This window comes from Pseudarthrobacter sp. NIBRBAC000502772 (genome assembly GCF_006517235.1).
Taxonomy (GTDB): Bacteria; Actinomycetota; Actinomycetes; order Actinomycetales; family Micrococcaceae; genus Arthrobacter.
Window position 1 is genome coordinate 3,472,169 of record NZ_CP041188.1, and the last position, 25,629, is coordinate 3,497,797.

Below are 25,629 nucleotides of genomic sequence, written 5' to 3' on the forward strand. Positions count from 1 at the left end.
GCCAGCTAGCCGCGCTTTCCGTCGAAGAATTCCTGGGCCTCGTCGCGGCTGTCCGGCTCGTCCGCGGCGGCATGAGCCGGTGCGGGCTTGGCCGGAGCAGGTGCCTTGGCGGGCACCGCAGCGGACTCGTCGGCGACGCCGCCATCGACGTCGGTGTCCTCGTCGTCGTCGAAATCCTCAACGTCGTCGGCCTCACTGCCGTCATATACTGACCCGTCAGCAGCTGATCCAGCGGCCGAAGCAGTAACGGCAGCAACCGGCTCGGCGAACCCCCGGAAGACCAGCCCGGCGATGGCTGCGCCCGCCAAGGGAGCAACCCAGAAAAGCCACAGCTGCTCAAGGGACCAGCTGGAGCTGAAGACGGCCGAGGCCGTGGCGCGTGCGGGGTTGAACGGCGCGTTGCCCACGGACAGGCCCAGCTGCAGCAGAACGGCGAAGGCGAGGCCCACGGCTACGGCGGCTGCCGTTTTGTTGATGTTGTTGCGTGCGGTGGTGCCCAGGAAGACTGCAACCAGGATGGCGGCCCCGAGTACTTCCAGCAGGAGCACACCGGCGAGGGGCGCCTGGATGATGGAATGTTCGCCGAATCCGGCGGTCACAGTGTCGAACGCCGTGCGGCTGTCCTGGATGCCCGGCAGGGTCCGAAGGATGCCAAAGAGTGCGAGGGCGCCGAGAAGTGCACCCACCAGCTGCGCGCCGATGTAAGCGGCGGCGTCACCGAGCCGGATCCGGCCGGCGACGGCGTGGCCAACGGTCACTGCCGGGTTGAAGTGTCCGCCGGAAACGTAGCCGAAGGCAAGCATGGCCGCGGTCACCGCGAGACCTGCTGCGAGCGCGGCCGGCAGCGGGCTGGACTGCGGGATGGAGAACAGCGGCACGCCCAGCCCAGCCACCACGATGAAAAGGCTGCCAAAGGCTTCCGCAGACAGCCTGGACACCAGCCCGTGCCGGATTTCGCCACCGCTTCCGGCAGTCAGCCCGGGGGCGGGATCACGGTGGACGGGCACAGGCGTAGTCATGGTGGGGCAATCCTTATCGTTGGGGTTTGGTGCCTTTGCATTCTGCCAAGGGATTCTGGGCGTTGGCTGAGTCCGAGCTTAGTGGACGGACGGCGTGGCGCCCCGGCGCGTTCCACCTTCGCCCCACGGTAAATTTGCTGTCATGAGCATTGAACCGGACGCCGTTGCCGCGCCCCCGCTGAAGTCCCGCATCCACGGCTGCCTCCTGGGCGGCGCCCTGGGAGACTCGCTGGGGTACGCGGTGGCGTTCGACCCGATCGAGGCCATTCGCCAGCGCTTCGGCCCCGCGGGCCTGACGGACCTGGCAGCGCTCGACGGCGGCAGCCACTTTTCGGACGACACGCAGCTGACGCTGTATACCGTGGACGGGCTGGTGGAGGTGCTCGAATGGGCCAATGACGGCGTGGGCGCCGATGCGAACGCCTGCGTGTGGCTGGCCTACCTCCGCTGGCTGGACACCCAGGGTGAGTCTGTGCCGCCGCAGGCGCCGGCGCAGCCGCCGCGGTGGATCGATGGGAACGAGGTGCTGAGGCACCGCCGCGCCCCGGAAGAAACGTGCATCAGCGGACTGGCCACGGGTGAAATGGGAACCGTCTACCGGCCCGTGAACTCGGACTCGAAGGATCGCGGAACAGTGATGAGGTCGGCCCCGTTCGGCCTGATTCCCTTCATAGCGTCCGACGCCGTCTATAAGTTGAGTGCCGACGCCGCCTCCCTGACGCACGGCCATCCGTCCGCACGGCAAAGTGCCGGCAGTTTCAGCCTGCTGATCCACCGCCTGGTGGCCGGTGATACCCTGGCGGACGCGGCGGCGTCGGTCCTGACCGAAGTGCGTGGCCTGAAGGATCTGGCGGCGGAACTTCCCGAGCGGCTTGAAACGGCCATCCGCTGTGCGGGAACAGGCGTCCTGTCGCCGGAGGAACTGGTTCGGCAGCTCGGCGAGGGCTGGGTCGCGGAGGAGGCGTTCGCCGTCGGGCTTTATGCTGTCCTGGCCACAGCGCCGGGCGCGGACTCCACACTGTCGCCGCAAGACCATTTCCGGGCAGCCCTGGCGCTGGCCGTCAACCACAGCGGCGCCAGCGATTCCACGGGATCCATCGCCGGAAACATCCTGGGTGCCTACTACGGCGAAGAGTGCCTGCCCCCGGAATGGCTCGACGCCCTTGAAGGGCCGGACGTCATCCGCGGCATGGCCGATCTGCTGGCGGGCGTTACAACCGCTTGAGCGCGACGTTGTTGCAGGCCTCGCAGATGTCCTCCGGGATCAGGCCCCGGCGCTGCAGCACTCCGAAGATAACGCAGCCCAGGCAGAATCCGGCGAAGGCCTCCAGCGACGCAGCCGCGATGAGTACCGCGAGCGCAATCCAGGCTGCAGGTGCGGCACCGGCAAGGAACAGGATCAGCGCCGTCGTGGACACCGCCGCTCCCATGCCCTGGGCAAAACGCTTGGGCGGTCCGGGAACCAGGCGAACGCGGCCCAGACGGGGAGCCAGGACCTTGACGGAGAGCAGGGCCAGCGGCGAAATCCGTGGGCCGAAGAGCACCCGCAGCCAGAAGCCCGCGGCGATCAGCACGAGTCCCCAAACGGACCCGCTCAGCAGTGTGGCGCCCGCGAGGAGCACCACCAGGCCGGCTGTGATCCGGGCCGCGTATTCATTGACGGGGTTGGGAAAGGCGAACACGGCGGACCAGTTGATTCCGGTTGTTTGGCCGTCCGATAGTTTGCTCATCCTGCAAGGCTAGGAGCCGGGCACGCCGCAGGGAAGATTTGTTGCGCCGGATGAACACCGGGCCGGATCCGTGCAGCCGGAATCACCGCATGCAGACAAGGCGTGCGGCTCAGCCGCCCACCATCTGCAGGAACTCGCCTTCGGAGAGTACTTCGATGGGCTGGCCGCGATCGTGGAGCTCCAGGACTCGCCGGGCCTTGCCGGTCAGCCTGCCGGACCGCAGGTCCGCGGCCACAAAACCGTCACCCACCACCAGCACCGTGGTGCGGGCGGTTACCCGGCTTTCCGGCCGGGCACCCAGCTCGGCCGAACGCACCTTCGCTTCCGGCCGGGCCATGGAGAGCTCGCCGGTGAAGACGACGGTCTGGCCGTACAGCGGGTGGGAGGGTTCGGCGTCGGCGTTGGGGACGGGGTTGTCGCCCTCCTCCGGCCATCCGGACAGGAACGGGCGCACCAGCGTGGCGCTGTTTCCGCCAGCGGCGCCGGCAAGGGCGGTAAGGCTGGCTTTGGACAGGACGTCGCGCGCAGGGTCAAACGCCTCCTGATGCGGCAGGACCAGGCCCAGCGACAGGTAGAGCTCGGCAATGCTGTTGGCGTTGTTCCGGGCCGCGATGTCGATCAGGATGCCGGCGCAGGCGCGGGCGTCTTCTGCGGCGTCGTGGTGGTTGACCAGCGGCACGCCGGCTTCCTCCGCGGCGAACGGCAAGGAATTGGAGACCAGTGCGTAGCAGCGCCGGGCCAGCATCACGGTGCAGACGTAGTCGTAGGCAGGGCCGGGCAGGCCGGAGACCTCAAGCCCTGACCGGATCACTCCCAGGTCAAAGGCCGCGTTGTGCGCCGCCAGGATGTCGTCCCCGATGAAGGCGCCAATCTCCGGGAACAGTTCACCGAAGCGCGGGCGGCCAGCCACGTCCGTGGCCTTTATGCCGTGAACCCTGACGTTGTGGTACTCGAAGTGGTCGTGGTTGACCGGAGGCCGCATCAGCCACGACGCCTCATCCACCACGCGCCCGCCGCGCACTTTCGTCAGGCCAACCGCGCATGGTGAACCCCGGAAGCCATTGGCCGTCTCGAAGTCGATCGCCGTAAAGTCCAAACCCACGGCCCATACTTTACCGCCGGACAGGCCCGTTCCGGTGTCACCGGGGCGGCCCTGTCGTGGAAATCACCCGTCCGACGCCGGGCAGCGAGAGTGCGTCAAGTACCCTGAGTAGGTGAACTTTCTTGCGATCAGCGACCTTGCCGTGCCCATGCTGGGTGGTGCAGGACCGGTCCAGCCCCAGCTGGCATCCTTCCTGCCCGACTGGCTGAACCCCCAGATTTTCTTGGCCGATCCAGCACTTGCGCCCTGGGTGGTGCTGCTCGTCTGCGGAATTGTCTTCGCCGAAACGGGCCTGCTGGTGGGATTCTTCCTTCCCGGCGATTCGATGCTGTTCACGGCGGGGCTGCTGGTTGCAACGGACACCATCCACTTCAATGTCTGGCTCCTGGCGCTCCTGATCACCATATCCGCCATCATCGGCAACCAAACCGGCTACCTGATCGGTTCCAAGGCCGGCCCCGCCATCTTCAATAAGCCGAACTCCCGCCTCTTCAAGCGCGAAAACGTGGAGAACGCACACGCTTTCTTCGAAAAGCACGGCGGCAAGGCACTGATCCTCGCCCGCTTCGTGCCGATCATCCGGACCTTCGTGCCCGTAATCGTTGGCGTGGCCCAGATGGACAAGAAGAAGTTCTTCCTCTTCAACGTGATCGGCGCGGTCCTGTGGGGCAGTGGTGTCACATTGTTGGGCTACTTACTGGGTGACAGGGTCCCGTGGGTCCGGGAGAACCTGGACATCATCTTCATCGTCATCGTGCTGGTTTCCGTGATTCCGATCGGCATCGAAGTACTCCGCGGATTCTCGGCCAAGCGCCAGGCTGCCAAGTTCGGCACGGACGCCGTCGAGGAATTCATTGAGGAACACGAACCCGAGGCCGAGCGGAAGACCCACCGGGACCACTGAGCCCTCACCGCGCAGCCTGTCACTACTCCCCGGCCACTCCGTTGCCCGCCGACGGTTCAGTCCTCGGCGTGCCAGGCATCGATTATCACGGTGCCGCGCGGCGAGTTCAGTGTGGCGCTGAGCGGCGCGGCGTGGGCAAGCCCCATGGGGGTCGCTCGCACTTCTGGCAGCTTCAACACGTCAAGCGCCTCCTGCGGCACCCCATGCAATACCAGCTCCTGCAACGCCAAGGGCGTCGGCGGGAGGTGATCACAGGGATGTGCTCCCGTCCATTCGATCAAAGTCGGCAACGCGCCAGCGCATTGGGTGCGGCCATCGTCGCGTACTGTAATGCGCCACTTCAACAGGCCCTGCGGCGTATCGCGCTGCGCTGCCAGTGGTACGCCGGGGTCGAGGTCGACGTTGACCAGGCGCTGCCGCAGCATTTCCATCATGTCCGTCCGCGCGACTGCGTGCACCAGTAGGGGACATTGGCGCACCGCCTCGCGCAACGTTGGCTGGTCCAGCCCGAACCAACGCGGCCGACTCGGGGCCGGCGCTTCAGGGTCAATCGCGATGATCTCCAGATAGCACTGCGGGAAGCGCACCGTGCTGATGTCCAACACTCGATTGTGCGTGCCCATCAAGGCGTGTTTGCCTCCACCGGAGGGCTGAACGCCGAATGTGGCCTCGCACCAGGCGACGCCCTGTTCGAGCGAATCTGCGGCGATGACCAAGTGATCTATGCGCGCGTTCACAGCAACATTGTATCGGCCCGCCCCAAAATGCTGCCTCCGCGGCCCTGCGGGGAATGCCGGCGGAAATGACGAATGTCTCCCCAGGCGTTTTTGTCCAGATATCGCCCGTTCGAGCCTCATTTGGTCGCGATATCTGGACAAATCTCCCGTACGGTCACGGGCCGGCGAGTGCCTCGACAATGGCCGGCAGGAGTGCCCGGAAGGCCTTCGCCCGGTGGCTGATCGCGTTCTTTTCCGCCTCTGACAATTCAGCACAGCTGCGGTCCTCGCCGGCCGGTTGCAGCACGGGGTCGTAGCCGAAGCCGCCATTGCCGCGGGGTTCGCGCAGGAGGGTCCCCTCAAGCTGGCCGTACTCCACCACGTCGCGGCTCCCAGCGCCCGGTCCCGGGACAGCCAGGGCCGCAGCGCAGACAAACGCGGCTCCACGGTGCCCGTCAGGGACATCGGAGAGTTGGTCCAGCAGAAGCTTCAGGTTGGCGGCATCGTCACCGTGCCGGCCGGACCAGCGCGCGGAAAAGATTCCAGGCGCCCCGCCCAGTACGTCCACGGCCAGCCCCGAATCGTCGGCGATGGCCACGAGCCCAGTGGCCTCCGCAACGGCCCGCGCCTTCAACAGCGAGTTTTCAGCGAACGTCACGCCGGTTTCGACGACGTCTGGCGCACCCACCGCCGCGGCGTCCACCAGCTGCGTGTCGACGTCGAGCCCGGGGACCTGTCCGCGCAGCAGCTCCCGGAGCTCCCTGAGCTTGCCCTTGTTGTGCGTGGCCAGGACGAGGCGCGGTACGGGCGCGCTACCGGATTCAGCGTTCACGGCGTTCGGGTTCCCTGCGCTGGTGTTCACAGAGCGTCGGCGAGGGTTTCGCGCTGGATCGCCGCCAGGGCGGTGGTGCCCAGGAGGGCCAGGTCCAGCAGCTGGTTCAGCTCGTCCCGGTCGAAGGGAGCACCCTCTGCGGTGCCCTGGACTTCCACGAACTTCCCGGATCCGGTGACCACCACGTTCATGTCGGTTTCGGCGCGGACGTCCTCAACGTAGGGCAGGTCCAGCATTGGCACCCCGTCGATGATGCCCACCGAAACGGCAGCGATCGTGTCGATCAGGGGCTGGGCGTTCTTGGCGATCAGCTTGTTGTCGCGGGCGAAACGGATGGCGTCGGCCAGCGCCACGTAGGCGCCGGTGATGGCCGCGGTGCGGGTTCCGCCGTCGGCCTGGAGGACATCGCAGTCCAGGACGATCGTGTTTTCGCCCAGGGCCTTGGTGTCAATGATGGAACGCAGCGAGCGTCCGATCAGCCGGGAAATCTCGTGGGTCCGCCCGCCGATTTTCCCCTTGACAGATTCGCGGTCGGAACGGGTGTTCGTGGCCCGGGGAAGCATGGCGTACTCCGCCGTGACCCAGCCGCGGCCTTCGCCCTTGAGCCAGCGCGGCACGCCCGCCGTCAGAGACGCCGTGCACAGGACCCTGGTGTTGCCGAACTCGATGAGGGCCGATCCCTCGGCCTGCTTGGACCATCCGCGGGTGATGCTGATGGGGCGGAGCTGGTCGGGGGCGCGGCCATCGGCGCGCACTACGGGCACTGCGGTTGCTTCAGAAGTCATACCTTTAGCTTATCGACTCACGGCGAGCCGTCCCGCCGGGCGTTCAGTGGACGAGGCGGCCCAGCTGACCCGGCCGGCCATGAGCAGACGAGGGAACCGGCTTAGACGGTGTAGTGCACACCGGCCACGGCAACGGCCACGTCGCCGCCGAACACCGGGCGCGCTTCGGCCATAACGGTAGTGGGCGATGTCCAGACGGGGATGTGCGTGAGCAACAGCCGGCGTGCGCCCGCGCTCTCCGCGGCCTCGCCGGCACGCTTTCCGGTCAGGTGGACATCCTTGATGTCGTCGTCGCGGCCTTCCTCAAAGGCGGCCTCGCACAGGAACAGGTCAGCGTCCTTTGCCGCTTCCTCCAGCCCGGCGCAGGAATCGGTGTCCCCGGAATACGTCAGGATCCGGCTGACATCGTTGCCCTGCTTGTCCGGTTCGGTCACTTCCACCCGCAGGGCGTAGGCCTCTTCCACGGGGTGGTTCACCGCGAACGGCGTCACCGTGAACGGCCCCACCGTGACGGATTCCCGTTCGGTCCAGTTCGTGAAGTCGAATTCCTCGTGCATCCCCGGATCGAGTTCCAGGCCGTAGGCGGTGGCCATCCGGTCCGCCGTCGCGGCGGGGCCCCACACTGGAATCCTGCCGCGCCCCCAGCCGCCGGGCTTCCAGCGGACGGCCACGTGCAGGCCGCACAAGTCCATGCAGTGGTCCGGGTGCAGGTGGGTGAGGAAGATCGCGTCGATGTCCTCAAGGTCCGTGTAGCGCTGGATGGCGCCCAGGGCTCCGCTGCCAAGGTCCATCACGATCTTCCACGTCCGCTCGCCGTCGCTGGCGGTCAGGAGGTAGCAGGACGCCGGGGAGCTCGGGCCGGGAAACGAGCCGGTGCAGCCGACGATGGTGAGCTTCACAGGGCAGGTCCTCCGGCCCGGTGGGCGCCCACAAAGTTCGAAGTCCGAGGTCCCGACGACGACTGCCGGGCGCTGGCGGTCTGCGCAGCCGCGATCATCTCGGGCGTGATCCGCGCCAGGCTGCCGGTGGGGTACTGGGCCGCCACATGGTCCACGTGCCGGACGGACAGGACCTCCGGCCCCAGGAAACGGCGGGCCAGCGTTTCGAACTGGCCGGCGTCACCGGTGGCGATGAAGTGGTGTTCCGGCGGTGCTACAGCAGTGCGCTGAAGGTCGTGGGTGACGAGGGCCCGGTACACGTCCTTCGCCGTTTCCTCCGCGCTGGACACGAGCGTCACGGCGTCGCCCATCACGAACGAGATGACGCCGGTCAGCAGCGGATAGTGCGTGCAGCCCAGCACCACGGTGTCCACGCCTGCCGCCTTCAGCGGCGCCAGGTACTCTTCGGCAATAGCCAGCAGGGCGGGTCCGGTGGTGATCCCGGCCTCCACGTAGCTTACGAACTCGGGGCAGGCCACGGACGTGATCGCCAGGTCCGGCGCGGCGGCGAACGTGTCTTCGTAAGCCCGTGAACCAACGGTGGCGGAGGTTCCGATGACGCCGATACGCCCGCTGCGGGTGGCAGCGACAGCCCGCCGGACGGCCGGCTGGATCACCTCGATGACAGGGATGCCGTATTTCGCCGTGTACCGCTCACGGGCGTCCCTCAGGACAGCGGCCGACGCCGAGTTGCAGGCAATGGTCAGCAGCTTGACGCCGGAGTCCACCAGTTCGTCCATCACGCCCAGGGCGTTGGCGCGGACTTCGGCAATGGGCAATGGCCCGTAGGGCCCGTTGGCGGTATCCCCCACATAGAGGATGGACTCGTTGGGGAGCTGGTCGATGATGGACCGCGCCACGGTCAGTCCGCCGACACCGGAATCAAAGATGCCGATGGGGCGGGAACCCACCTGGGCCGTGGTGCTGCTGGCTGGGGAGTCCGATGCGGCTGCGCCTGACGGATCCATGCTCGAGGCTGTAGTCATGATTATTCGAGGATAGGTCTTCCCCGGGGCCGCAGCCATCACATTGTGGCGCCCGACTCATGTCAAATTTGTCACATTGGCGGTCGAATCCCGGAACAGGACAGCAGTTCAGGCCCGTGAGTCCAGGGACTGGAGCATCGCCTGGACCAGTGATTCCTGCAGCCACGTGGTGAAGTTGTACACCAGGGCGAGGTAACTTTCCACGTCCTCGGCCTGGGACCAGTCCTGCATCAGGTGCACGTGTTCGGCGTCCTCTTCATCCCGGATATCCAGGCGTTCCGCCAGCACCAGGCGCACATCGTTCAGGGCCATGGACCAAAACCTTGCCCCTTCGGCGGTGAGGACCACTTCGTCCCTGTCCAGGTCCAGCGCGGCGGCGCGCAGCGCGCCGATCTTGGTTTCCCGCAGCGAGCGCTCGGTGAGCTGGCGGAACTCCAGGGACGCGCCGTCGTCGTTCTTCATCACGTTGGGCAGCAACCGCTTAACGGCACGGTCCGTCGGTTCCTGGACGTCCATATCCAGTCCGATCAGGGCGGCCAGCGGATCCTGGCTGGTGTGTTCGGCCGGCTGGAGCATGGAGATGACGTCATCGATCAGGCTGCGGAGCAGTTCCCGTTCGGCGGGTTCCAGGAACCCGGTGATGCCCTTGAGCCCGTATTTGAATGCCTTAGCCACGTTTCCCCTTGCCCTGCCCGGACCCTCCGGATTTTCCTGAGTTTTTGGAGCTTCCACCATTCCCGCCGGAGGCCCTCTCCACCGTGGCCCAGAGGCCGAAGCCGTGCATGGCCACGGCATGCCGCTCAACCTGTTCCTTGCTGCCGTGGGCAACGATGGACCGGCCCTTTTTGTGGACTTCCATCATCAGCTTGTTGGCTTTGGACTCGGTGTAGCCGAAGTAGCTTTGGAAGACGTAGCTGACGTAACTCATCAGGTTGACGGGATCGTTCCAGATCACCAGGTTCCAAGGGATGTCCGGGGCGGTCAGGGAGTCGGTGGACGCCTCTGTCCCGGTCCGGGTGCCCTCCTGTGTATCGGGGCCGAGCGCAACGCTTAAGGTCATCTGTCCATTCTATGGGGAGCATGGGCCCACGCTGGCGAGGGCCCCGCGGCGAGGGCCCCGCGGCGAAGCGAAGCGAGACGGGGGAGCCGGTGGGGACTAGAGTAAATTTTGTGAGTACCTCCGCCAGCTGGGACCATCCCCGCACGTCCTTTTACACAGACCACTACGAGCTGACCATGCTGCAGGCGTCCCTGCACTCGGGCGCCGCACACCGCAGGTCGGTCTTCGAGGCTTTTGCCCGGCGCCTGCCGGACGGCCGGCGGTACGGGATTGTGGCGGGAACGGGCCGCCTGCTGGAGGGCATCGCCGACTTCCGGTTCGGTGAAGCCGAGCTGGACTTCCTGGGGCGGACCGGCGTGGTCAACCAGGACACCCTGGACTACCTGGCGAGCTACCGCTTTTCCGGTGACATCTGGGGCTACCCGGAAGGCGAGGCGTACTTCCCCAACTCCCCCATCCTGATTGTCGAATCAACGTTTGCCGAAGCCTGCATGCTGGAGACCTACCTGCTCTCGGTCCTGAACCATGACAGTGCCATCGCCTCCGCCGCGTCCCGCATGATCACCGCGGCCGGCAACCGGCCCTGCATCGAAATGGGATCCCGGCGCACGCACGAGGAATCGGCAGTCGCGGCAGCCCGCGCCGCCGTCATTGCCGGGTTCGCCAGCACCTCCAACCTCGAGGCCGGCTTCCGGTACGGAATCAAAACGGTAGGGACCGCCGCGCACTCCTTCACGCTCCTCCACGACACCGAGCGCGAAGCCTTTGAGGCGCAGATCGCCTCCCTCGGACCCGGCACCTCGCTGCTCGTGGACACGTACGACGTCGAAGCAGCGGTGCGTGCCGCCGTCGAGTTGGCGGGGCCCAAACTGGGGGGCGTCCGGCTGGACTCCGGCGACCTCGTGGCCCAGGCCCAGTGGGTCCGGCGCCTCCTGGACGAGCTCGGCAACGTGAACACCAAGATCGTGGTCACCTCGGACCTGGACGAGTTCGCCATCGCCGCGCTGCAGTCCGCCCCGGTGGATTCCTACGGTGTGGGCACCTCGCTGGTCACCGGTTCCGGTGCACCCACAGCGAGCATGGTCTACAAGCTCGTCAGCCGCACCGACGACGCCGGCAATTTCGTCTCCGTGGCGAAGACCGCCAAGAACAAAACCAGCATGGGCGGCCGGAAGTACGCGCTGCGCAAGCTCAACGAGCGGGGGATGGCCACCCAGGAGATTGTGGGCATCGGCCACCGCCCCGAAGACGACGGCAACGACCGGCCGCTGCTTCAGCAGTTTATGAAGAACGGCGAGGTGCTGCCGGGCTGGACCGGACACGAGGGTGTGGTCCGCGCCCGCCAACGGCACGCGGACACCATGGCCGAACTGCCCGGCGTCGTCAACCGCCTGCAGCGCGGCGAGCCTGCCATCCCCACCATCTACGAGGAGAACTGATGTCCCGCGCCCTGATCATCGTTGACGTCCAGAACGACTTCTGCGAGGGCGGCTCCCTTGCCGTGGCCGGCGGGGCGGACGTAGCAGCAGCCATCAGCGAATACGTTGATGCCCACCACCTCGAGTTTGACCACATCGTTGCCACCCAGGACTGGCACATCGATCCCGGCGCGCATTTTTCCGACACTCCCGATCACAAGGACAGCTGGCCGCGGCACTGCGTGGCCGGCACTCGCGGCGCAGAACTCCATCCGGACCTGGACAGCGAATACATCCAGGCCTACTTCCAGAAGGGACAGTTCGCCGCGGCGTACTCCGGCTTTGAGGGCCTGCTGGCACCTGAGGATGCCGTCCCCACCGGGGAACGCCAGCCGGGCGCCATGCCCGCTGACGCAGAAGCCTACGCACCCGCGGACAACGCCATCGGACTGGACGACTGGCTGCAAAGCCACGACGTGGAGGACGTTGTAGTGGTGGGGATCGCCACGGACTACTGCGTGATGGCCACCTCGCTGGACGCGGTCCAGGCAGGCTACTCCGTCACGGTCATCCGCTCACTCACCGCCGGCATCGCCGAGGACCTGGAGGACGCTGTGGCCGAAATGGAGCTGGGCGGCGTCGAAGTCGCCTGAGCCTTACTTCCGGCCGATGAACCAGTCCTGGAGCTTGCGCAGCCTGGACTGAAGCTGTTCCTCGTTCGCCTGCGCCACTGGAGGGCCGCCGCAGACGGTCCGCAGCTTCGTGTGCACCACGCCGTGCGGGGTTCCGGTCCGCGCCGACCAGGCCGCCACGTTCTTGGCCAGTTCGTTGCGCAGGTCCATCAGCATCCGGTGGTCCGGTATGGCCGGCGCCGCGGCGGCCGGCTCGGCTGCCGGTGCGCGCCGGTTCTTGCGGTTGAGCTGTTCGTGCTGGCGCTGCCGCAGCAGCGTCCCCACCTGCTCGGCATCCAGCAGTCCGGGGATGCCCAGGAAGTCCAGTTCGTCCTCCGAGCCCACTTCTCCCCCGGTGCCGAACTCGCCGCCGTCGAACAATACGCGGTCGAAGGACGCCTGTGAGTCGAGGGCCTCGAACTTGCCCTTGGTGAGGCTGTCGGACGCCTTGTCCTCCCGGTTGGCCTCTTCCATCAGCGAGTCCTCGGGATTGAACAGGCCGTCGCTGTCCTCTTTCTCGGGGCGGTCCAGCGCGTGGTCGCGTTCGGCCTCCATCGAGTTGGCCAGGGCCATCAGCATCGGCACGGACGGCAGGAAGACCGAGGCCGTTTCGCCGCGTTTCCGGGCGCGCACAAAGCGGCCCACAGCCTGGGCGAAGAACAGCGGCGTCGAGGTGGACGTCGCATAGACGCCGACGGAGAGCCGGGGCACGTCCACGCCTTCTGACACCATGCGGACGGCCACCATCCACCGTTTCTCGCTCACGGTGAATTCCTCGATCTTGCTGGAGGCCTTGGCGTCGTCGGAAAGGATCACCGTGGGCGATTCGCCGGTGATCCTTTTTAGCTGCCCGGCATAGGCCCTGGCATCCTCGTGGTCCGTGGCGATGACCAGCCCGCCGGCGTCCGGAACCGTGCGGCGCACTTCGCTGAGGCGTTTGTCCGCCCCCGCCAGGACAGCGGGAATCCATTCCCCGGCCGGGTTCAGCGCCGTCCGCCACGCCTGCGACGTGATGTCCTTGGTGACCGCGGACTCGCCCAGGGAGGCCGCCATTTCCTCGCCGGCGCTGGTGCGCCACCGCATCTGGCCTGAGTAGGCCATGAACATGACCGGGCGCACCACGTGGTCACGCAGGGCATTGCCGTAGCCGTAGGTGTAGTCCGCTTTCGAGCGCCGGATGCCGTCCTTGTCCTGCGCGTATTCAACGAACGGGATGGGCGAGGTGTCGGAGCGGAACGGCGTACCGGTCAGGGAGAGCCGCCGTGCCGCAGGGTCAAACGCTTCGCGGAGGCCGTCGCCCCAGGACAGGGCTTCGCCGCCGTGGTGGATCTCGTCAAGGATCACCAGGGTGCGGGCTGCCTCGGTTTTGGCGCGGTGCAGCATGGGTTTGCTGGCCACCTGCGCGTAGGTGACAGCGACGCCAACGAAACCGCGGCCGTGCTGGCCGTCGGAGTTCTTGAAGTTGGGGTCGATGGCGATGCCCACCTTGGCAGCGGCGTCCGCCCACTGCCGTTTCAGGTGGTCCGTGGGTGCCACGATGGTGACGCGGTTGACCGCCCCTGATTCGATGAGCATGGAGGCCACGCGCAACGCGAAGGTGGTCTTGCCGGCGCCGGGAGTTGCTACGGCCAGGAAGTCGCGGGGATCGGTCCTGAAGTAGAGGTCAAGTGCTTGCTGCTGCCAGGCACGGAGTTTTTGGGCGGTTCCCCAGGCTGCGCGTTCCGGATAAGCCGGTGGCAGGGTGGGGCCGCCAAAGAGCGTCTCCGTCACTACTTGTTGTTGCCCGAGTCCCCTCCGGGACCCTTGCCGCCGTCGTTGCCCGGGCGGAGGCCGTCATAAACCTCTTTGCACATGGGGCACACCGGGAACTTCTGCGGATCCCGGCCCGGCGTCCACACTTTGCCGCAGAGGGCAATGACAGGATCACCCGTCAGCGCGGATTCCATGATTTTTTCCTTGCGCACGTAGTGCGAGAAGCGTTCCCGGTCACCGGGCTCCACTTCCTGGCGCAGCTCTTCGCGCTCGATGGTTGCCGTGGACGTTCCAGCCCCGGAAAGCTCACGCATCGGGTCGTTTTCGAGAGGGTCCGTCATGCTAGTCATGGCATCCATCTTAGCGTCCCGGGACGGAGGACGTTCGACGGCGGGAGGACCGTTTTGCACACACCGCACCCGCCGCCGTCGGCCGTTCCGCGCAACGCCGCTACGCACCCGCGTGGTGTGTGGCCGGAATTACAGCGCCTGCCAGGCAGGCTTGTGATCGTACGTGTGCCGGTAGAAGTCGGCGAGCTTCAGCGACGATGCCGCGGCCTCATCCACCAGGATGGTGGCGTGCGGGTGGAACTGGAGGACCGAGGCCGGGCAGATGGCGGCGACGGGCCCTTCCACGAAGTCGCGGACGGCCGGTGCCTTCTGTGCCCCGGTAGCGATGAGGACAACGTGCCGGGCCTCGAGGATAGTGCCCAGCCCCTGGGTCACCACATGGTGCGGCACCTCTGCCAGGCTGCCAAAGAATCTGGCGTTGTCCCGGCGCGTCTGCTCGATCAGCGTTTTGATGCGCGTCCGGGATGCGAGCGAGGAACCGGGTTCGTTGAAGCCGATGTGGCCATCCGTACCCACGCCCAGGAGCTGCAGGTCCACGCCGCCCGCTACCCGCATGGCCTCCTCGTAGGCGGAACAGGCCGCAGGCAGGTCCGCGGCCGCCCCGTCAGGCGTATGGACGTTGCCTTCGGCGATGTTGACCCGGCTGGTGAATTCCCGCCGGATGACTTCCCGGTAGGACTCCGGATGACCATGGTCCAGCCCCACGTATTCATCCAGGGCAAAGGCATGGGCCTTGCTGAAGTCCAGCCCGTCACGCTGGTGGCGCGCTGCCAGCTCGTCGTACACCGGCAGCGGCGATGACCCGGTGGCAAGGCCCAGTACAGCGGTGGGCTTGCGCCGGAGCAGGGCCTCGATGGCATCGGCGACGAGCTGTCCGATCAGCTTGCTGCCCTGGAGGATCACAACTTCCATGTCCGGCCGCCTTTCTGGTGCATTACGTCTGGTCCTTTACGGAGTCAGCGGTTGACGGTCAGTTGGGCCAGCAGTTCGGGTCCGCGGGCATCAAGCCACTTTCCACCCAGCCGAATGCCCGCACCAAACAGCGCCAGTCCCAGCATCAGGCCGACGGCCAGGTTGGCCCACCCGAACATGGCATTCCCCGTGACCAGCTGCGCGATGAGCAGGCCCACTTCGGGCAGGACCAGCAGGCTCAGGACGCCCATGCCGGCAAACTGCACCACCAGGGTCTGCCCTACGTTGCCCGGGGGCTTCTTGAACGGGCTGTCCCCGGGCAACGGGACGGCCACCGTGTAGCGTGCCGACACCACGGACGACAAGCCAAGCCCGGTGAAAAGGATGCCCAGGCTCAAGCCCAGCTGGCCGGGCAGTTCTGACCAGCTGCCGGTAAAGAAGTACTGGCCCACTGCAAAGATCAGCACCACGGGCAGGGCAAAAGCCAGGCAGGCCAACGCCCTGCCCAGCCGGTCGTCCACACCGCGGACGCCCGTGGCCACATGCAGTGCGAATGCCGTGTTGTCATAGGAGACGTCCGCTGAGATGGACCAGGCAAGAAGGAAGGCAGCCAGCGGTGCAGCCACCGCCAGTACTCCGTAGTCACCGGACTGGCTGCCCTGGAACACCAGCAGGATGGGGAGCAGCGGGACCACCACCAGGGATCCGGAATAGCGGGGATCGCGCAGCCAGTAGGTCAGCGCGCGCGCTGTTACTGCCCCGGCCGGTGTGGCCGGCAGAAGATCGAACAGCCCCAGTTTGCCACCCTTGCGGCTGCCGCTGCCGGCGTAGGGCGGGTTGACCAGGGCCCGTTCAAGGAGCAGTTTCCAGCACCAGGACAGGACTGCGAGGGATGCAGCGGCGATCACGAGCTTCAGTGCGGCCGCTCCCGGGCGGCCAGCCGCAACATCACCACCGAGGGACCACGCGGCACCAAGCGGTGTCCACGACAAGGTGCCGGCCAACTCCGGCAGGAAACCCGTCGAGGCGGAAACACCCCGGCCCACACCGGCGACGATCGGGCCCATCAGGACCAGCGGGACCATAAATGCGATGGCGCTGACATCCTTGAACCGGCGCGACGACGCCAGGCTCGCGGTTGCCGTGGTCACCACCCGGGAGAGCACGATGCAGCTCAGGACTCCCACGGCGGCACCCACCAGGGCCGCAATGGCCGGAAGGGGGCCACGGGCCCAGGTCCACACGGTGGCGAGCGCCACGAGCGCCGTAGCGATGCCGGGAATGCCGATCAGCCCGCCAAGGGCCAGCCCCGTCAGGAGCTGCCGCATGGGAATGGCGGAGGTGGTGAAACGCGCAGGGTCCAATGTCAGGTCCACAGCGGATGCTGCCACGGGGACGATGCCCCAGCCCAGGAGGGCCGCAGAACCGCCGAGCACCACCGCCGTCTGCGCCAGTTCAGGGTCCGCGCGGCGCAAGAGGACCAGGGCCACGACCAGTGCCCCCACGACGCCAAGCGCGTACAGCCCGCCGAACGCCAGGCCGACGAGCTGCCAGGGGCTGCGGCGAAGGCCGTTCCGCAGCAGGGTCAGTTTGAGCCTTAGGAGGTGCGCAACCATTCCAGGCCTTCCGTGTGGTTGCGCCCGCCGACCAGCTGGACAAACCTTTGTTCCAGCGTTGCGCCCGCCCGGACTTCGTCCACGGTCCCGGTGGCGAGGAGCCTGCCGGCCGCCACCACGGCGACGTGGTCACACATGCGCTGGACCAGGTCCATAACGTGGCTCGAGACGATCACCGTCCCGCCGGAGGCTACATAACTGTCCAGGATGGACCGGATGTTGGCCGCCGAGACGGGATCCACGGACTCGAAGGGTTCATCGAGCACCAGCAGCCGCGGGGCGTGGATCAGGGCGGAGGCGAGGGCGATCTTTTTTGTCATGCCGGCCGAATAGTCCACCACGAGGGTCCCGGCGTCCTCGTAGAGGTCCAGGGCAGACAACAGCTCCCCCACGCGGGAGGCCACCACGTCTTTGTCCATGCCACGCAACAGCCCCGCGTACGTGACCAGCTGTTCGCCGGTCAGGCGGTCAAAGAGGCGGACACCGTCAGGGAGGATGCCCATCAGCTTCTTGGCCTCCAGCGGCCGGGCCCAGACGTCCACCCCATGGACAACGGCTGTGCCGAAGTCGGGCCGCAGCAGGCCGGTGGCCATGGACAGCGTGGTGGTCTTGCCGGCGCCGTTGGGGCCCACGATGCCAAAGAATGAACCTGCCGGGACGTCGAGGCTGATGCCGTCCACGGCGATTTTTCCGCCGAAACGCTTGGCGAGGCCGCGGATGGAGAGGGCAGGAACGGGCCCGGCGTGCACCACCGGATCGGGGTGGGGATCAGGATGCGCAGCAGTCATGATGCCAGCCTAGACCCAGGGCCCTGCCGAGGGGGTCCTCCCGCGGGAGTAGTGCCAAAGGCGTAGGGAACCCTAGAACGAATGCCGCGGCATGGCCCGTTCGTACTGCGGTGCCCAGGGGAGGTCGTGCCCCAATTCAAATGCCGCCCGGAGCCACCAGTGCGGATCCCGGAGCGCGGCCCGGGCAATAAACACGCCGTCGGCCTGCCCGGTGGCCACGGCATGCTCGGCCTGGCCTGCGGAAGTCAGCAGGCCCACGGTGCCTGTGTGGACACCGGCTTCCCGGCGGATGCGTGCGGAGAACTCCGTCTGGTAGCCCGGACCCGGCCTGATGTCCTGATGGGCCACGGCCCCGCCGCTGGAGACGTCGATGAGGTCCACTCCGTGCTCCGCCGCCTGGGCGGCCAGCCGGACCGAAGCCTGGACATCGACGCCTCCCGGCGCCCAGTCGGTGGCTGAAATCCGCAGCAGCAGGGGCATGGATTCGGGGATGACGTTGCGGACGGCATCAACGACGGCGAGCATCAGCCGGTTCCGTCCGGCCTCATCCCCGCCCCAGGAATCGGTCCGGGTATTGATCAGCGGGCTTTGGAACTGGTGCAGGAGGTAGCCGTGCGCGCCATGGATCTCCACGGTGTCGAAGCCGGCGTCCACGGCACGCGTTGCGGCGGCCGCGAAATCGGAAATGACGTCCTGGATCTGCGCCCCGGTCATCGCGGCGGGTTCGGCAAGACCGTCGAAGGCAAGCAGTGACGGCCCCACCGTGGGCCAGCCGCCGTCGGACTCCGGGACGCTCCCCCGCTGCCCGGCGAACGGCCAGTAGGTGGACGCTTTCCGGCCGGCGTGGGCAAGCTGGGCGCCGATCTTCGCTTCCGCGGCACCGTGCCGGTGCACAAAGGACGTGATCCGCTGCCAGGCCTCTGCCTGTTCGTCGTTGTACAGCCCGGCGTCGCGGGGGCTGATCCTGCCGGCCGCGTTCACGGCAGCCGCCTCGGTGAGGATCAACGCCGCGCCGCCCGCGGCGAAGGAGCCCAGGTGCATCAGATGCCAGTCGTTCGGAACCCCCGGGGCGCCGTCGGGACCGCAACTGTACTGGCACATGGGTGATACCCAGCCGCGGTGCGTGAGCTCCAGGGAGCGGAGCTTGAGCGGCTGGAACAGGGCCGGCACTAGAACAGGACCCTGGCGAGTCCTTGGCGTGCCTTGGCAACACGGGGGTCGGACGTGCCCACCACGTCAAAGAGCTCCAGGAGGCGTACGCGGGCGGTCTCCCGTTCCGGGCCGAAGTTCCGGCCGATGAAGCTGACCACGCGGTTCAGCGCGTCCTCCACGTGGCCACCGGACACGTCCAGGTCCGCCACGCCCAGCTGGGCGGCCAGATTGTCAGGTTCGTTGGCGGCGAGGGTACGCAAGGCTTCCGAGTCCTCGGCGGAGAGCGGATGGAGCCGGGCCATCAGCTCCACCTGGGCCAGGCCGGCCTTGGCCTCGGCGTCGGCGGGCATTTCCAGCAGGGCCTGCCGGTAGGCCACGGCCGCGGCCTCAAAGTCGCCCGCCTCAATGGCGTCGAACGCGGCCTGGTGCAGCGGCGGAAGAGGTGCTGGTTCAGTCTCCATGGGCGCACTGCCCCCGCCGAGGCTGCCCGTAACCCCATTGGCGGCCGCGACTTTCAGCAGCTCATCCAAGAGGGGCCGGATCTGGGATTCGTCGGCGCCGCCTTGGAAGAGCGGTACGGGCTGGCCTTTGAGGACGGCAACGGCCGTGGGTACGGCCTGGACCTGGAAGGCCTGTGCCAGCTGCGGGAAGGCTTCGATGTCCGCCGCCCCCAAGACCAGGCGGCCGCCGTAGCTGTTGATGACACGCTCCAGCGAGTCGAGCATCGCGGCGGATTCCGGCGAGTACGCGGCCCACAGCGCGAAGACCACCGGAACCTGGGCGGAAAGCTCCACGAGTTCCTGGAAATTGCCTTCGGTGACAGTGACCCGCAGCGGTGCCGCGCCGTCGTCGGGCGTTACCGCACCGGCTTCTGCGCTGGCACCCGCATCCCCGGAAACAGGGGGAATGCCGGGAGCCGCAGGCGGCGCCTGGCGCTGTTTCAGGGATGAAAGGTCGACGGCGCCACGCAGGTTAAGCAGGCTGGCAGCGGCTGGAGGGACTGGGCGGGAAGCTGGCGAACTCATGCTTTCCACTCTAGCCACTCCGGCCGCTGCCGGGGGTACTGCATCTGGGACTGGACCCTGCGGGCCTATTTGAAGCTTGCGCCTACCAGCCCGCGCGTTGCGGCCACCAGCTTGATGGGATCCGTAGAACCTGCCGGCGGAACGTAGACCGCCATTGATTCAGCAAAGTCCAGGACCATGCCGGTGGTGGTTTCCTTGCCGCCGGCGAGCGCGGCTGCGTCGTCGCCGATGGTGAGCTTGTCACCGGAGGCCTTGGGCGTGCCATCAAAGCCGAAGTTGATCCGGCCCAGCACCAGCGCCCCGCCGTCGGCCGTCCGGAACACCACAGTGCTTTCCGGTACTACCTTGTGGGTGAAGGTGAAGTTGCCGTTTTCGCCGGACTTGACTACCTCGGCCTGGTAGGAGAGCGTATCGGCGATGTACGGCGAGGATGCGCCTTCCACCAGCTTGTCCTTGAAGCTCGACTCCGAATTCGTCAGGCGGTCGGCCAGCCCGGCCAGGGCTTCTTCGCCGCTGTACAGCAGGCCGGATTTGTCGTTGGCGGCCAGCGTGTCGGTGCCGTTCCGGCCGATGGCGGGGAACGTGGTTCCCGGCTGCAGCGGGGTGGTCTCGGTCAGCTTGTAGTTCTCCCGCGGGGAGGGCTGGACCAGGGTGAGCAGCTGCGGGACGACGTTGCCGTCACCCTGCGTAACGGCGAGGACTGAACGCGGCCAGCTGCGGTCGGTGGTGACCACCGTGGTGAGGAGCTTGGTGGAACGGACGGGCATCCGGGCTTCATAAGTGCCCACCTGGGAACGGATCTTGTAGTTCTGCGTACGGACCTCAAGCTCCGTTCCGGCTACGCGCTCTGCGAGCTTGGCCGCGTCCTTTGCGGCGTCACCGGCGTCGGCGGTGCTGGAGACCTGCTCCAGGATCCTGCGGAACTGGGCGTCCAGGAGGACCGGCGCGGCCGCCTGGGCGGCCTCCGGCGATGCCGATCCGGGAGCCGGCGCGGGCGTGGTGGCAGCGTTCGCAGCAACACCAGTTCCGGCCACAACGAGGGCGGTCACTGCGGCGGTGACCATGCCGCCGGACACCATGCCGAGCCGTGAGGCGGACCTTGCCTCGGCCTTGGCCCGGGCGCGCCGGGCGAACAGGCTTCCCGTGCCGTTGCCTTCGCCGTCCCGCTTGCGTGCGGACAGGACAACCAGGGCAATGCCGGCGAAGATCAGCAGGCCGCCTATCACCATGAGCGGTATGGCCCACGGCGTGGAGGTGTCATTCGGGAACGTCATGGAGATCGACGACGGGGCGGGCTTGGTGCCATCGGACGCCAGCAGCAGTGACCATTCGCCGTCAGCGGGCGGCGTCCACGAGTACTCCAGCTCACCGCTGGCGTTCTCAGTGGAAACCCAGAGGTCGGATCCGGACGGATTCGGCGCCGTGGCGTCGCCGTCGGCGTGCTCAACCTGCAGGGATTTGTTGTCCTCGGAAACCCCGGTGATGGTGTTGTGGGCCGTCGGGCCCACCCAGGCGTCCACGTCATCAGGACGGCCGGCCGCGAGCATGAAGTTGCCGTCGCCTTCGATCTTGATCTTCACCGTTCCGCCCTGCGCGGTGCGCAGGTTCTGGTCGATGACAGTTAGTGGGGCCTCCGCGGCATCTGCCGGGGCGGAAGCCGTAAAGGTCTCGGAGGGAGCCCAGATTGTCTTCTGGCCAATACCGGCCAGAAGTGTCAGGAGGCCGAGCAGCACGAGTGCAACTGCAGTCTTGAAGCGCAAAGGAAACACCTATCATTCGCGGGGGTTTACTTTCAATAGTAACCGTTTTGTTACCAGAACCCCCGTTTGGCCGCCAGCGGGGTCCGGAATCGGCGGTGCCCGGGAGGCCCGGCGGGGGCCCTCGCTCCTGTTGGCAAGGCTGCTGATAGTGTTTGCGATGATCATCACACCGGCCCGCAAATGCGGCGCCACGCACGGAACAGGCCCCAGAATCCAGTGACTGACAAGACGGAAGAGTCCTCCACGGGACACGAAAATCAACCGGCCGCTGGCGCTGTGGAATCCTCGCCGGACACGCCTGCGACGGCGAAGCGACGGGGCTCCGCAGCTGCGGCCCTTGGCCAGCTTGTTCGGCGCCTGCGCCAGCCGCTGCCGGGCGCCCAGCCCAGGCTCCGGTTTGAGATCCCGCCGGAATACAACCACACCGAAGTTCCTGCCGCCACCGAAGACGGCGAGACTGGCGGGAAAGCCGCGCAGTTTGGCCGCCCGGGTCCCCGGATGTCGATGCAACATCCCCTTTATATGGGCTTCATGGGCACTGTTGGAGTGGGCCTTGCCCTGCTGGTCTACTGGATCGGCTCCAACACCACACAGCTGCTGCTGTGGATTGTGGCTGCCCTGTTTATAGCCCTTGGCCTGGAACCCGTGGTCGGCTGGCTGGAGAACCGCCGGATTCCCCGCCCGGTCGGCATTCTCGTGGCCGTCCTGGTCCTGGTGGTGGCTGTGGGAGGGTTCTTCGCTACCCTCATCCCCACCATCGTGGAACAGGTCACCCAAATTGTGGTGCAGGCACCCACATGGGTACGGGACTTCATCGACTCGGAGTTCTTCCGCAACGTGGATGACCAGTTTGGTGTGCGCGACCGCATCAACGAGGAACTCGACAAGTTCGTCAACAACCCCGAGGCGATGGGCGGGATCTTCGGTGGCGTGGTTGGCTTCGGTTCCACCCTGGCCAACGGTCTCTTCGGCACATTGATCGTCCTGGTACTGAGCCTCTACTTCCTGGCAGCCCTCCCGGCCATGAAGAAGTGGGGCTACCGGCTGGCGCCGCGGTCCCGCCGGGCCCGGGTTGAAGCCCTCTCCGAGGAGATCACCCGGTCCGTCGGCAACTACGTGATCGGGCAGGCCTGCGTGGCATTGCTCAATGCCACGTTCGCGTTCATCGTGATGTCCATTGTGGGTGTCCCGTTCGCCCTCTTGCTGGCCTTCGTGGTGGCACTGCTGGCATTCATCCCCCTGGTGGGCGGCATGATCGCCGGCGTTGTGGTCCTGCTGATCGCCTTGACGGTCGGGTGGCAGACTGCCGCCGTCTACGGCATCTGCTACTTCGCCTACCTCCAGTTCGAGGCCTACTTCATCTCGCCGCGCATCATGCAGAAAGCCGTGGCCGTGCCGGGCGCCGTCGCCGTGATCTCCGTGATTGCCGGCGGCAGCCTGCTGGGAGTTCTGGGGGCGCTGATCGCCATCCCGACGGCGGCCGCCATCCTGTTGCTGGTCAAGGAGATCTACATCGTCCGCCAGGACAAGCACTAGCGGACAGCCGCCAGCGGACAGGCACTAGTAGCGGCAGCCGCTAGGCGGCCGCAGTGGCCACCGGGCCGTTCCACACCTGCGGCAGGCCTTCGGGTCCGGAGCCTGCCTCCGTCACCTCATCCACAATTTCGTTGAGCACGCGGGAAGCGTATTTCTCCCCCACCCAAAGGTGCTTGGCGCCGTCGACACCCACCACCCGGGCCTGCGGCACCAAGCTGAAACGTTCAGCGGCGGCGGCGGGCTGGAGGTAGTCGTCATGCTCCGGAACGAGGACGGTGAGCGGCTTGGCGGAGTCCGCCCAGAGACGCAGGTGGGCGTCCGTGGCGCGGTGCAGCGGAGGCGACAGCAGGACGGCACCTTCAATCTGGCTCGCCACCGGCTCAACGGCACCGTACATCAGCGCCAGTTCGGTGCCGAAGGACCAGCCCACCAGCCAGCGGTTGGGCAGTTGGCGTTCGACGGCGAAACGTACCGCCGCCTCAACGTCCTGCCGCTCGCCGATCCCCTCTTCGAAGGAACCGGCGCTGGTTCCCCGCGGCGACTCCGTCCCGCGCGTGTTAAAACGAAGCACAGCCACGCCGGCCAGGGCCGGAAGCCGGTAGGACGCCTTGCGGTACACGTGCGAGTCCATAAAACCGCCGTGCGTCGGAAGCGGATGCAGGGTGATCAACGTCGCTGTGACCTGGCCGGACTCGGGCAGCGCCAGTTCCCCCACCAGCGTGTGGCCATCCTCCGTGCGGAGCTCGATGTTCTCGCGCCGGGCCGGCAGCACCGTTGACGCGCGGATGGGTGCGGGCCCTGTTGGCTGGCTGAATTCGTACGACGCGGGATCAAAAGTCATGCCTGCCAGCTTAGCGACTCCCGGCGTCCGCAGGCGCAGTGCGCTGGCTCTTAACGCGGCTTCTCCGGGGCGGAGCCGTTCGCCGGAGCTATTCCGAGTCAGCGGTAACGGTACGTCCGGGACAGCCAGCAGTTGGTGTGCCAGTGGCGGCGCTCAGCCAGGCCTGCGGCCGCACCAAATATGTGATCGTCCTTCCAGACCACCAGGTGGGCGATGCCGGGGACCACGGCGGTGGAACAGCCGGGGCAAATGTAGGTCTTTTCCGCGTTCCTGGCGGTCATGGTCCTGACCGTCCACTCGCCGTCGGGCGCGCTTTCCCGGCGGGCGATTCCAGCCCGCGCCCGCTCCAAATCCAACTCCGGAACATCGCCGTTGCCCTTCTTGCCTACCGGCTTTCCGCCAGCTATGCCCGGCTTTCCGGAGGCAGGGCGGCGGGGACGGTTGGAACGCGGCATGCCTCCATTCTGCCCCAGCCCCGGTAGTGTGTACGGCGTGCGACTTGTCATAGCCCGATGTTCAGTTGATTATGTTGGCCGGCTCAAAGCCCATCTTCCCCTTGCCACCAGGCTCCTGGTGGTCAAGGCCGACGGCTCGGTGCTGGTTCATTCCGACGGCGGCTCCTACAAGCCGCTGAACTGGATGAGCCCGCCCGCCACCCTGCGGGTGTCCTCGCCGGAGGACATTGACCTGGAGCTTGGCGTCACGGAACAGTGGACCGTCCAGTCCGCCAAGACCGATGACCGCCTGATCATCAACATCCACGAGCAGCTGCACGAGTCCGCCCACGACCTTGGAGTGGACCCCGGTCTCATCAAGGACGGCGTCGAAGCAGACCTCCAGCGCCTGCTTGCCGATCAGATCGAGACTCTGGGTTCAGGCTTTTCGCTCATTCGCCGCGAGTACTTCACCGCCATCGGCCCGGTGGACATCCTGGCCCGTGACGCCAGCGGGGCCACCGTGGCCATCGAGCTGAAGCGGCGGGGCGACATTGACGGCGTGGAGCAGCTCACGCGCTACCTTGAACTCCTGAACCGCGATCCGCTGCTGGCCCCGGTCCGTGGCATCTTCGCTGCCCAGCAGATCAAGCCGCAGGCCAAGGTGCTGGCCAACGACCGCGGCATCGACTGCATCACGCTGGACTACGACGCCATGCGCGGCGTGGACGACAGCGACTCCCGGCTTTTCTGAGGCCCGCTATCCGCTTTTTATGACGCCGAGTTCCGCTTTTCTGGCGCCGGATATCTGCACCGGTGACGCCTTCGGCCCCCTGACAAGGGGATTCATCCTTCTTATACGCAAAATTTGCCGTATTGGCCGTTCAGACCGTTGACCTGACGGAATCGGCGTGAAATTCTTAGACCAGTCTTTGTGTAGGTGTTTTTCATGCTCGCAAGACATGTTGCGAGCGCGAAGCTCCTGCAGCGCAGGTTCCCAGGAACGGCATTGAAGGATTCTTCTCGCGGAGTGACCGAGTCCGGCACGAGGTGTGCCGAACTTAGACAAGTTCCATAATGAGGAGAAATAAATGGCACAGGGAACCGTCAAGTGGTTCAACGCTGAAAAGGGCTTCGGCTTCATCACCCCGGATGACTCCGATGGCGATGTCTTCGTTCACTACTCGGAAATCCAGACCGGTGGCTTCAAGACCCTCGACGAGAACCAGCGCGTTCAGTTCGAAATCGGTCAGGGTGCCAAGGGCCCCCAGGCTACCGGCGTAACGCTGGTCTAGTCCCCCG

Annotated in this window: 27 protein-coding genes; 7 read left to right on the forward strand and 20 right to left on the reverse strand. The window is 66.5% G+C overall.

Going from position 1 to position 25,629, the window contains the following annotated elements:
- Positions 1 to 5: 5 nt before the first annotated feature.
- Positions 6 to 1,019 (reverse strand): MIP/aquaporin family protein, encoded by a 1,014-nt coding sequence (locus NIBR502772_RS16055; RefSeq protein WP_141140942.1) that lies wholly within the window; start codon positions 1,017 to 1,019, stop codon positions 6 to 8.
- 142 nt (positions 1,020 to 1,161) lie between these two features.
- Here NIBR502772_RS16055 and NIBR502772_RS16060 point away from each other — a divergent pair, with 142 nt between their 5' ends.
- Complete coding sequence (locus NIBR502772_RS16060) at positions 1,162 to 2,244, forward strand: ADP-ribosylglycohydrolase family protein (RefSeq protein ID WP_141140943.1); 1,083 nt, start codon at positions 1,162 to 1,164, stop codon at positions 2,242 to 2,244.
- Here the strand turns inward: NIBR502772_RS16060 and NIBR502772_RS16065 are convergent.
- Positions 2,231 to 2,749: a DUF4395 domain-containing protein gene (locus NIBR502772_RS16065; protein ID WP_141140944.1), complete on the reverse strand. Its 519-nt coding sequence runs from the start codon at positions 2,747 to 2,749 to the stop codon at positions 2,231 to 2,233. The genes NIBR502772_RS16060 and NIBR502772_RS16065 overlap by 14 nt on opposite strands.
- Before the next feature lie 109 nt (positions 2,750 to 2,858).
- Positions 2,859 to 3,851: an exonuclease domain-containing protein gene (locus tag NIBR502772_RS16070; protein WP_141140945.1), complete on the reverse strand. Its 993-nt coding sequence runs from the start codon at positions 3,849 to 3,851 to the stop codon at positions 2,859 to 2,861.
- A gap of 127 nt (positions 3,852 to 3,978) precedes the next feature.
- Between NIBR502772_RS16070 and NIBR502772_RS16075 the strand changes: the two genes are divergently transcribed.
- The gene (locus NIBR502772_RS16075) at positions 3,979 to 4,755 is read left to right on the forward strand and encodes a DedA family protein (RefSeq protein ID WP_141142108.1); all 777 of its coding nucleotides are present in this window, start codon (positions 3,979 to 3,981) and stop codon (positions 4,753 to 4,755) included.
- 56 nt (positions 4,756 to 4,811) lie between these two features.
- Here NIBR502772_RS16075 and NIBR502772_RS16080 read toward each other — a convergent pair whose 3' ends face one another.
- The 7 genes from NIBR502772_RS16080 to clpS all read right to left on the reverse strand — a co-directional run bounded on the left by NIBR502772_RS16080 (position 4,812) and on the right by clpS (position 10,072).
- Positions 4,812 to 5,492 (reverse strand): VOC family protein, encoded by a 681-nt coding sequence (locus NIBR502772_RS16080; RefSeq protein WP_141140946.1) that lies wholly within the window; start codon positions 5,490 to 5,492, stop codon positions 4,812 to 4,814.
- A 154-nt stretch (positions 5,493 to 5,646) separates the two neighbouring features.
- Positions 5,647 to 6,303, reverse strand: a complete 657-nt coding sequence (rdgB, locus tag NIBR502772_RS16085; RefSeq protein ID WP_141140947.1) for an RdgB/HAM1 family non-canonical purine NTP pyrophosphatase — start codon at positions 6,301 to 6,303, stop codon at positions 5,647 to 5,649.
- A 26-nt stretch (positions 6,304 to 6,329) separates the two neighbouring features.
- Positions 6,330 to 7,088 carry a ribonuclease PH gene (rph, locus tag NIBR502772_RS16090; RefSeq protein ID WP_058932038.1) on the reverse strand — a complete coding sequence of 253 codons (759 nt, stop codon included), beginning with the start codon at positions 7,086 to 7,088 and terminating at the stop codon, positions 6,330 to 6,332.
- Positions 7,089 to 7,189: 101 nt separating this feature from the next.
- Positions 7,190 to 7,987 carry an MBL fold metallo-hydrolase gene (locus tag NIBR502772_RS16095; RefSeq protein ID WP_141140948.1) on the reverse strand — a complete coding sequence of 266 codons (798 nt, stop codon included), beginning with the start codon at positions 7,985 to 7,987 and terminating at the stop codon, positions 7,190 to 7,192.
- A complete protein-coding gene (gene murI / locus NIBR502772_RS16100; protein ID WP_141140949.1) occupies positions 7,984 to 9,051 on the reverse strand; it encodes a glutamate racemase in 1,068 nt (355 codons plus the stop codon). The genes NIBR502772_RS16095 and murI overlap by 4 nt, the downstream gene beginning before the upstream one ends.
- Before the next feature lie 69 nt (positions 9,052 to 9,120).
- Positions 9,121 to 9,687 (reverse strand): DUF2017 domain-containing protein, encoded by a 567-nt coding sequence (locus NIBR502772_RS16105; RefSeq protein ID WP_141140950.1) that lies wholly within the window; start codon positions 9,685 to 9,687, stop codon positions 9,121 to 9,123.
- On the reverse strand, positions 9,680 to 10,072 hold the full coding sequence (clpS, locus tag NIBR502772_RS16110) for an ATP-dependent Clp protease adapter ClpS (protein ID WP_141140951.1): 393 nt from the start codon (positions 10,070 to 10,072) through the stop codon (positions 9,680 to 9,682). Before clpS ends, NIBR502772_RS16105 begins: the two co-directional genes overlap by 8 nt.
- Before the next feature lie 110 nt (positions 10,073 to 10,182).
- On the opposite strand from clpS, the gene NIBR502772_RS16115 reads away from it, so the two are divergent.
- Both NIBR502772_RS16115 and NIBR502772_RS16120 read left to right on the forward strand, forming a co-directional pair.
- Positions 10,183 to 11,511 (forward strand): nicotinate phosphoribosyltransferase, encoded by a 1,329-nt coding sequence (locus NIBR502772_RS16115; protein ID WP_141140952.1) that lies wholly within the window; start codon positions 10,183 to 10,185, stop codon positions 11,509 to 11,511.
- Positions 11,511 to 12,143 carry an isochorismatase family protein gene (locus tag NIBR502772_RS16120; protein WP_141140953.1) on the forward strand — a complete coding sequence of 211 codons (633 nt, stop codon included), beginning with the start codon at positions 11,511 to 11,513 and terminating at the stop codon, positions 12,141 to 12,143. The genes NIBR502772_RS16115 and NIBR502772_RS16120 overlap by 1 nt, the downstream gene beginning before the upstream one ends.
- 3 nt (positions 12,144 to 12,146) lie before the next feature.
- On the opposite strand, the gene NIBR502772_RS16125 is transcribed toward NIBR502772_RS16120, so the two are convergent.
- From NIBR502772_RS16125 to NIBR502772_RS16160, 8 genes are all read right to left on the reverse strand, one after another.
- Positions 12,147 to 13,931 carry a DEAD/DEAH box helicase gene (locus NIBR502772_RS16125; protein ID WP_141140954.1) on the reverse strand — a complete coding sequence of 595 codons (1,785 nt, stop codon included), beginning with the start codon at positions 13,929 to 13,931 and terminating at the stop codon, positions 12,147 to 12,149.
- Entirely contained in the window at positions 13,931 to 14,272 is a 342-nt protein-coding gene (locus NIBR502772_RS16130; protein WP_056349372.1) for a DUF3039 domain-containing protein, read from the reverse strand. Before NIBR502772_RS16130 ends, NIBR502772_RS16125 begins: the two co-directional genes overlap by 1 nt.
- Before the next feature lie 120 nt (positions 14,273 to 14,392).
- On the reverse strand, positions 14,393 to 15,175 hold the full coding sequence (gene nagB / locus NIBR502772_RS16135; RefSeq protein WP_141140955.1) for a glucosamine-6-phosphate deaminase: 783 nt from the start codon (positions 15,173 to 15,175) through the stop codon (positions 14,393 to 14,395).
- A 44-nt stretch (positions 15,176 to 15,219) separates the two neighbouring features.
- Complete coding sequence (locus NIBR502772_RS16140; protein ID WP_141140956.1) at positions 15,220 to 16,791, reverse strand: transporter; 1,572 nt, start codon at positions 16,789 to 16,791, stop codon at positions 15,220 to 15,222.
- A complete protein-coding gene (locus NIBR502772_RS16145) occupies positions 16,773 to 17,579 on the reverse strand; it encodes an ABC transporter ATP-binding protein (RefSeq protein ID WP_141140957.1) in 807 nt (268 codons plus the stop codon). The genes NIBR502772_RS16140 and NIBR502772_RS16145 overlap by 19 nt, the downstream gene beginning before the upstream one ends.
- A 72-nt stretch (positions 17,580 to 17,651) precedes the next feature.
- Positions 17,652 to 18,749, reverse strand: coding sequence for an NADH:flavin oxidoreductase/NADH oxidase (locus NIBR502772_RS16150; protein ID WP_141140958.1), 1,098 nt, complete (start codon positions 18,747 to 18,749; stop codon positions 17,652 to 17,654).
- On the reverse strand, positions 18,749 to 19,756 hold the full coding sequence (locus tag NIBR502772_RS16155; RefSeq protein ID WP_141140959.1) for a tetratricopeptide repeat protein: 1,008 nt from the start codon (positions 19,754 to 19,756) through the stop codon (positions 18,749 to 18,751). Before NIBR502772_RS16155 ends, NIBR502772_RS16150 begins: the two co-directional genes overlap by 1 nt.
- A 65-nt stretch (positions 19,757 to 19,821) precedes the next feature.
- Positions 19,822 to 21,516, reverse strand: a complete 1,695-nt coding sequence (locus NIBR502772_RS16160) for a hypothetical protein (protein ID WP_246848557.1) — start codon at positions 21,514 to 21,516, stop codon at positions 19,822 to 19,824.
- A gap of 216 nt (positions 21,517 to 21,732) precedes the next feature.
- Between NIBR502772_RS16160 and NIBR502772_RS16165 the strand changes: the two genes are divergently transcribed.
- Complete coding sequence (locus NIBR502772_RS16165; RefSeq protein ID WP_141140960.1) at positions 21,733 to 23,052, forward strand: AI-2E family transporter; 1,320 nt, start codon at positions 21,733 to 21,735, stop codon at positions 23,050 to 23,052.
- A 40-nt stretch (positions 23,053 to 23,092) separates the two neighbouring features.
- Here NIBR502772_RS16165 and NIBR502772_RS16170 read toward each other — a convergent pair whose 3' ends face one another.
- Together NIBR502772_RS16170 and NIBR502772_RS16175 are read right to left on the reverse strand one after the other, a co-directional pair.
- Positions 23,093 to 23,893, reverse strand: coding sequence for an alpha/beta hydrolase (locus tag NIBR502772_RS16170; RefSeq protein WP_141140961.1), 801 nt, complete (start codon positions 23,891 to 23,893; stop codon positions 23,093 to 23,095).
- Positions 23,894 to 23,991: 98 nt separating this feature from the next.
- On the reverse strand, positions 23,992 to 24,348 hold the full coding sequence (locus NIBR502772_RS16175; RefSeq protein ID WP_058932022.1) for a hypothetical protein: 357 nt from the start codon (positions 24,346 to 24,348) through the stop codon (positions 23,992 to 23,994).
- 37 nt (positions 24,349 to 24,385) lie between these two features.
- Here NIBR502772_RS16175 and nucS point away from each other — a divergent pair, with 37 nt between their 5' ends.
- Together nucS and NIBR502772_RS16185 are read left to right on the forward strand one after the other, a co-directional pair.
- Complete coding sequence (nucS, locus tag NIBR502772_RS16180; RefSeq protein ID WP_141140962.1) at positions 24,386 to 25,081, forward strand: endonuclease NucS; 696 nt, start codon at positions 24,386 to 24,388, stop codon at positions 25,079 to 25,081.
- 337 nt (positions 25,082 to 25,418) lie between these two features.
- Entirely contained in the window at positions 25,419 to 25,622 is a 204-nt protein-coding gene (locus NIBR502772_RS16185) for a cold-shock protein (protein WP_011692441.1), read from the forward strand.
- The last annotated feature ends 7 nt before the right edge of the window (positions 25,623 to 25,629 follow it).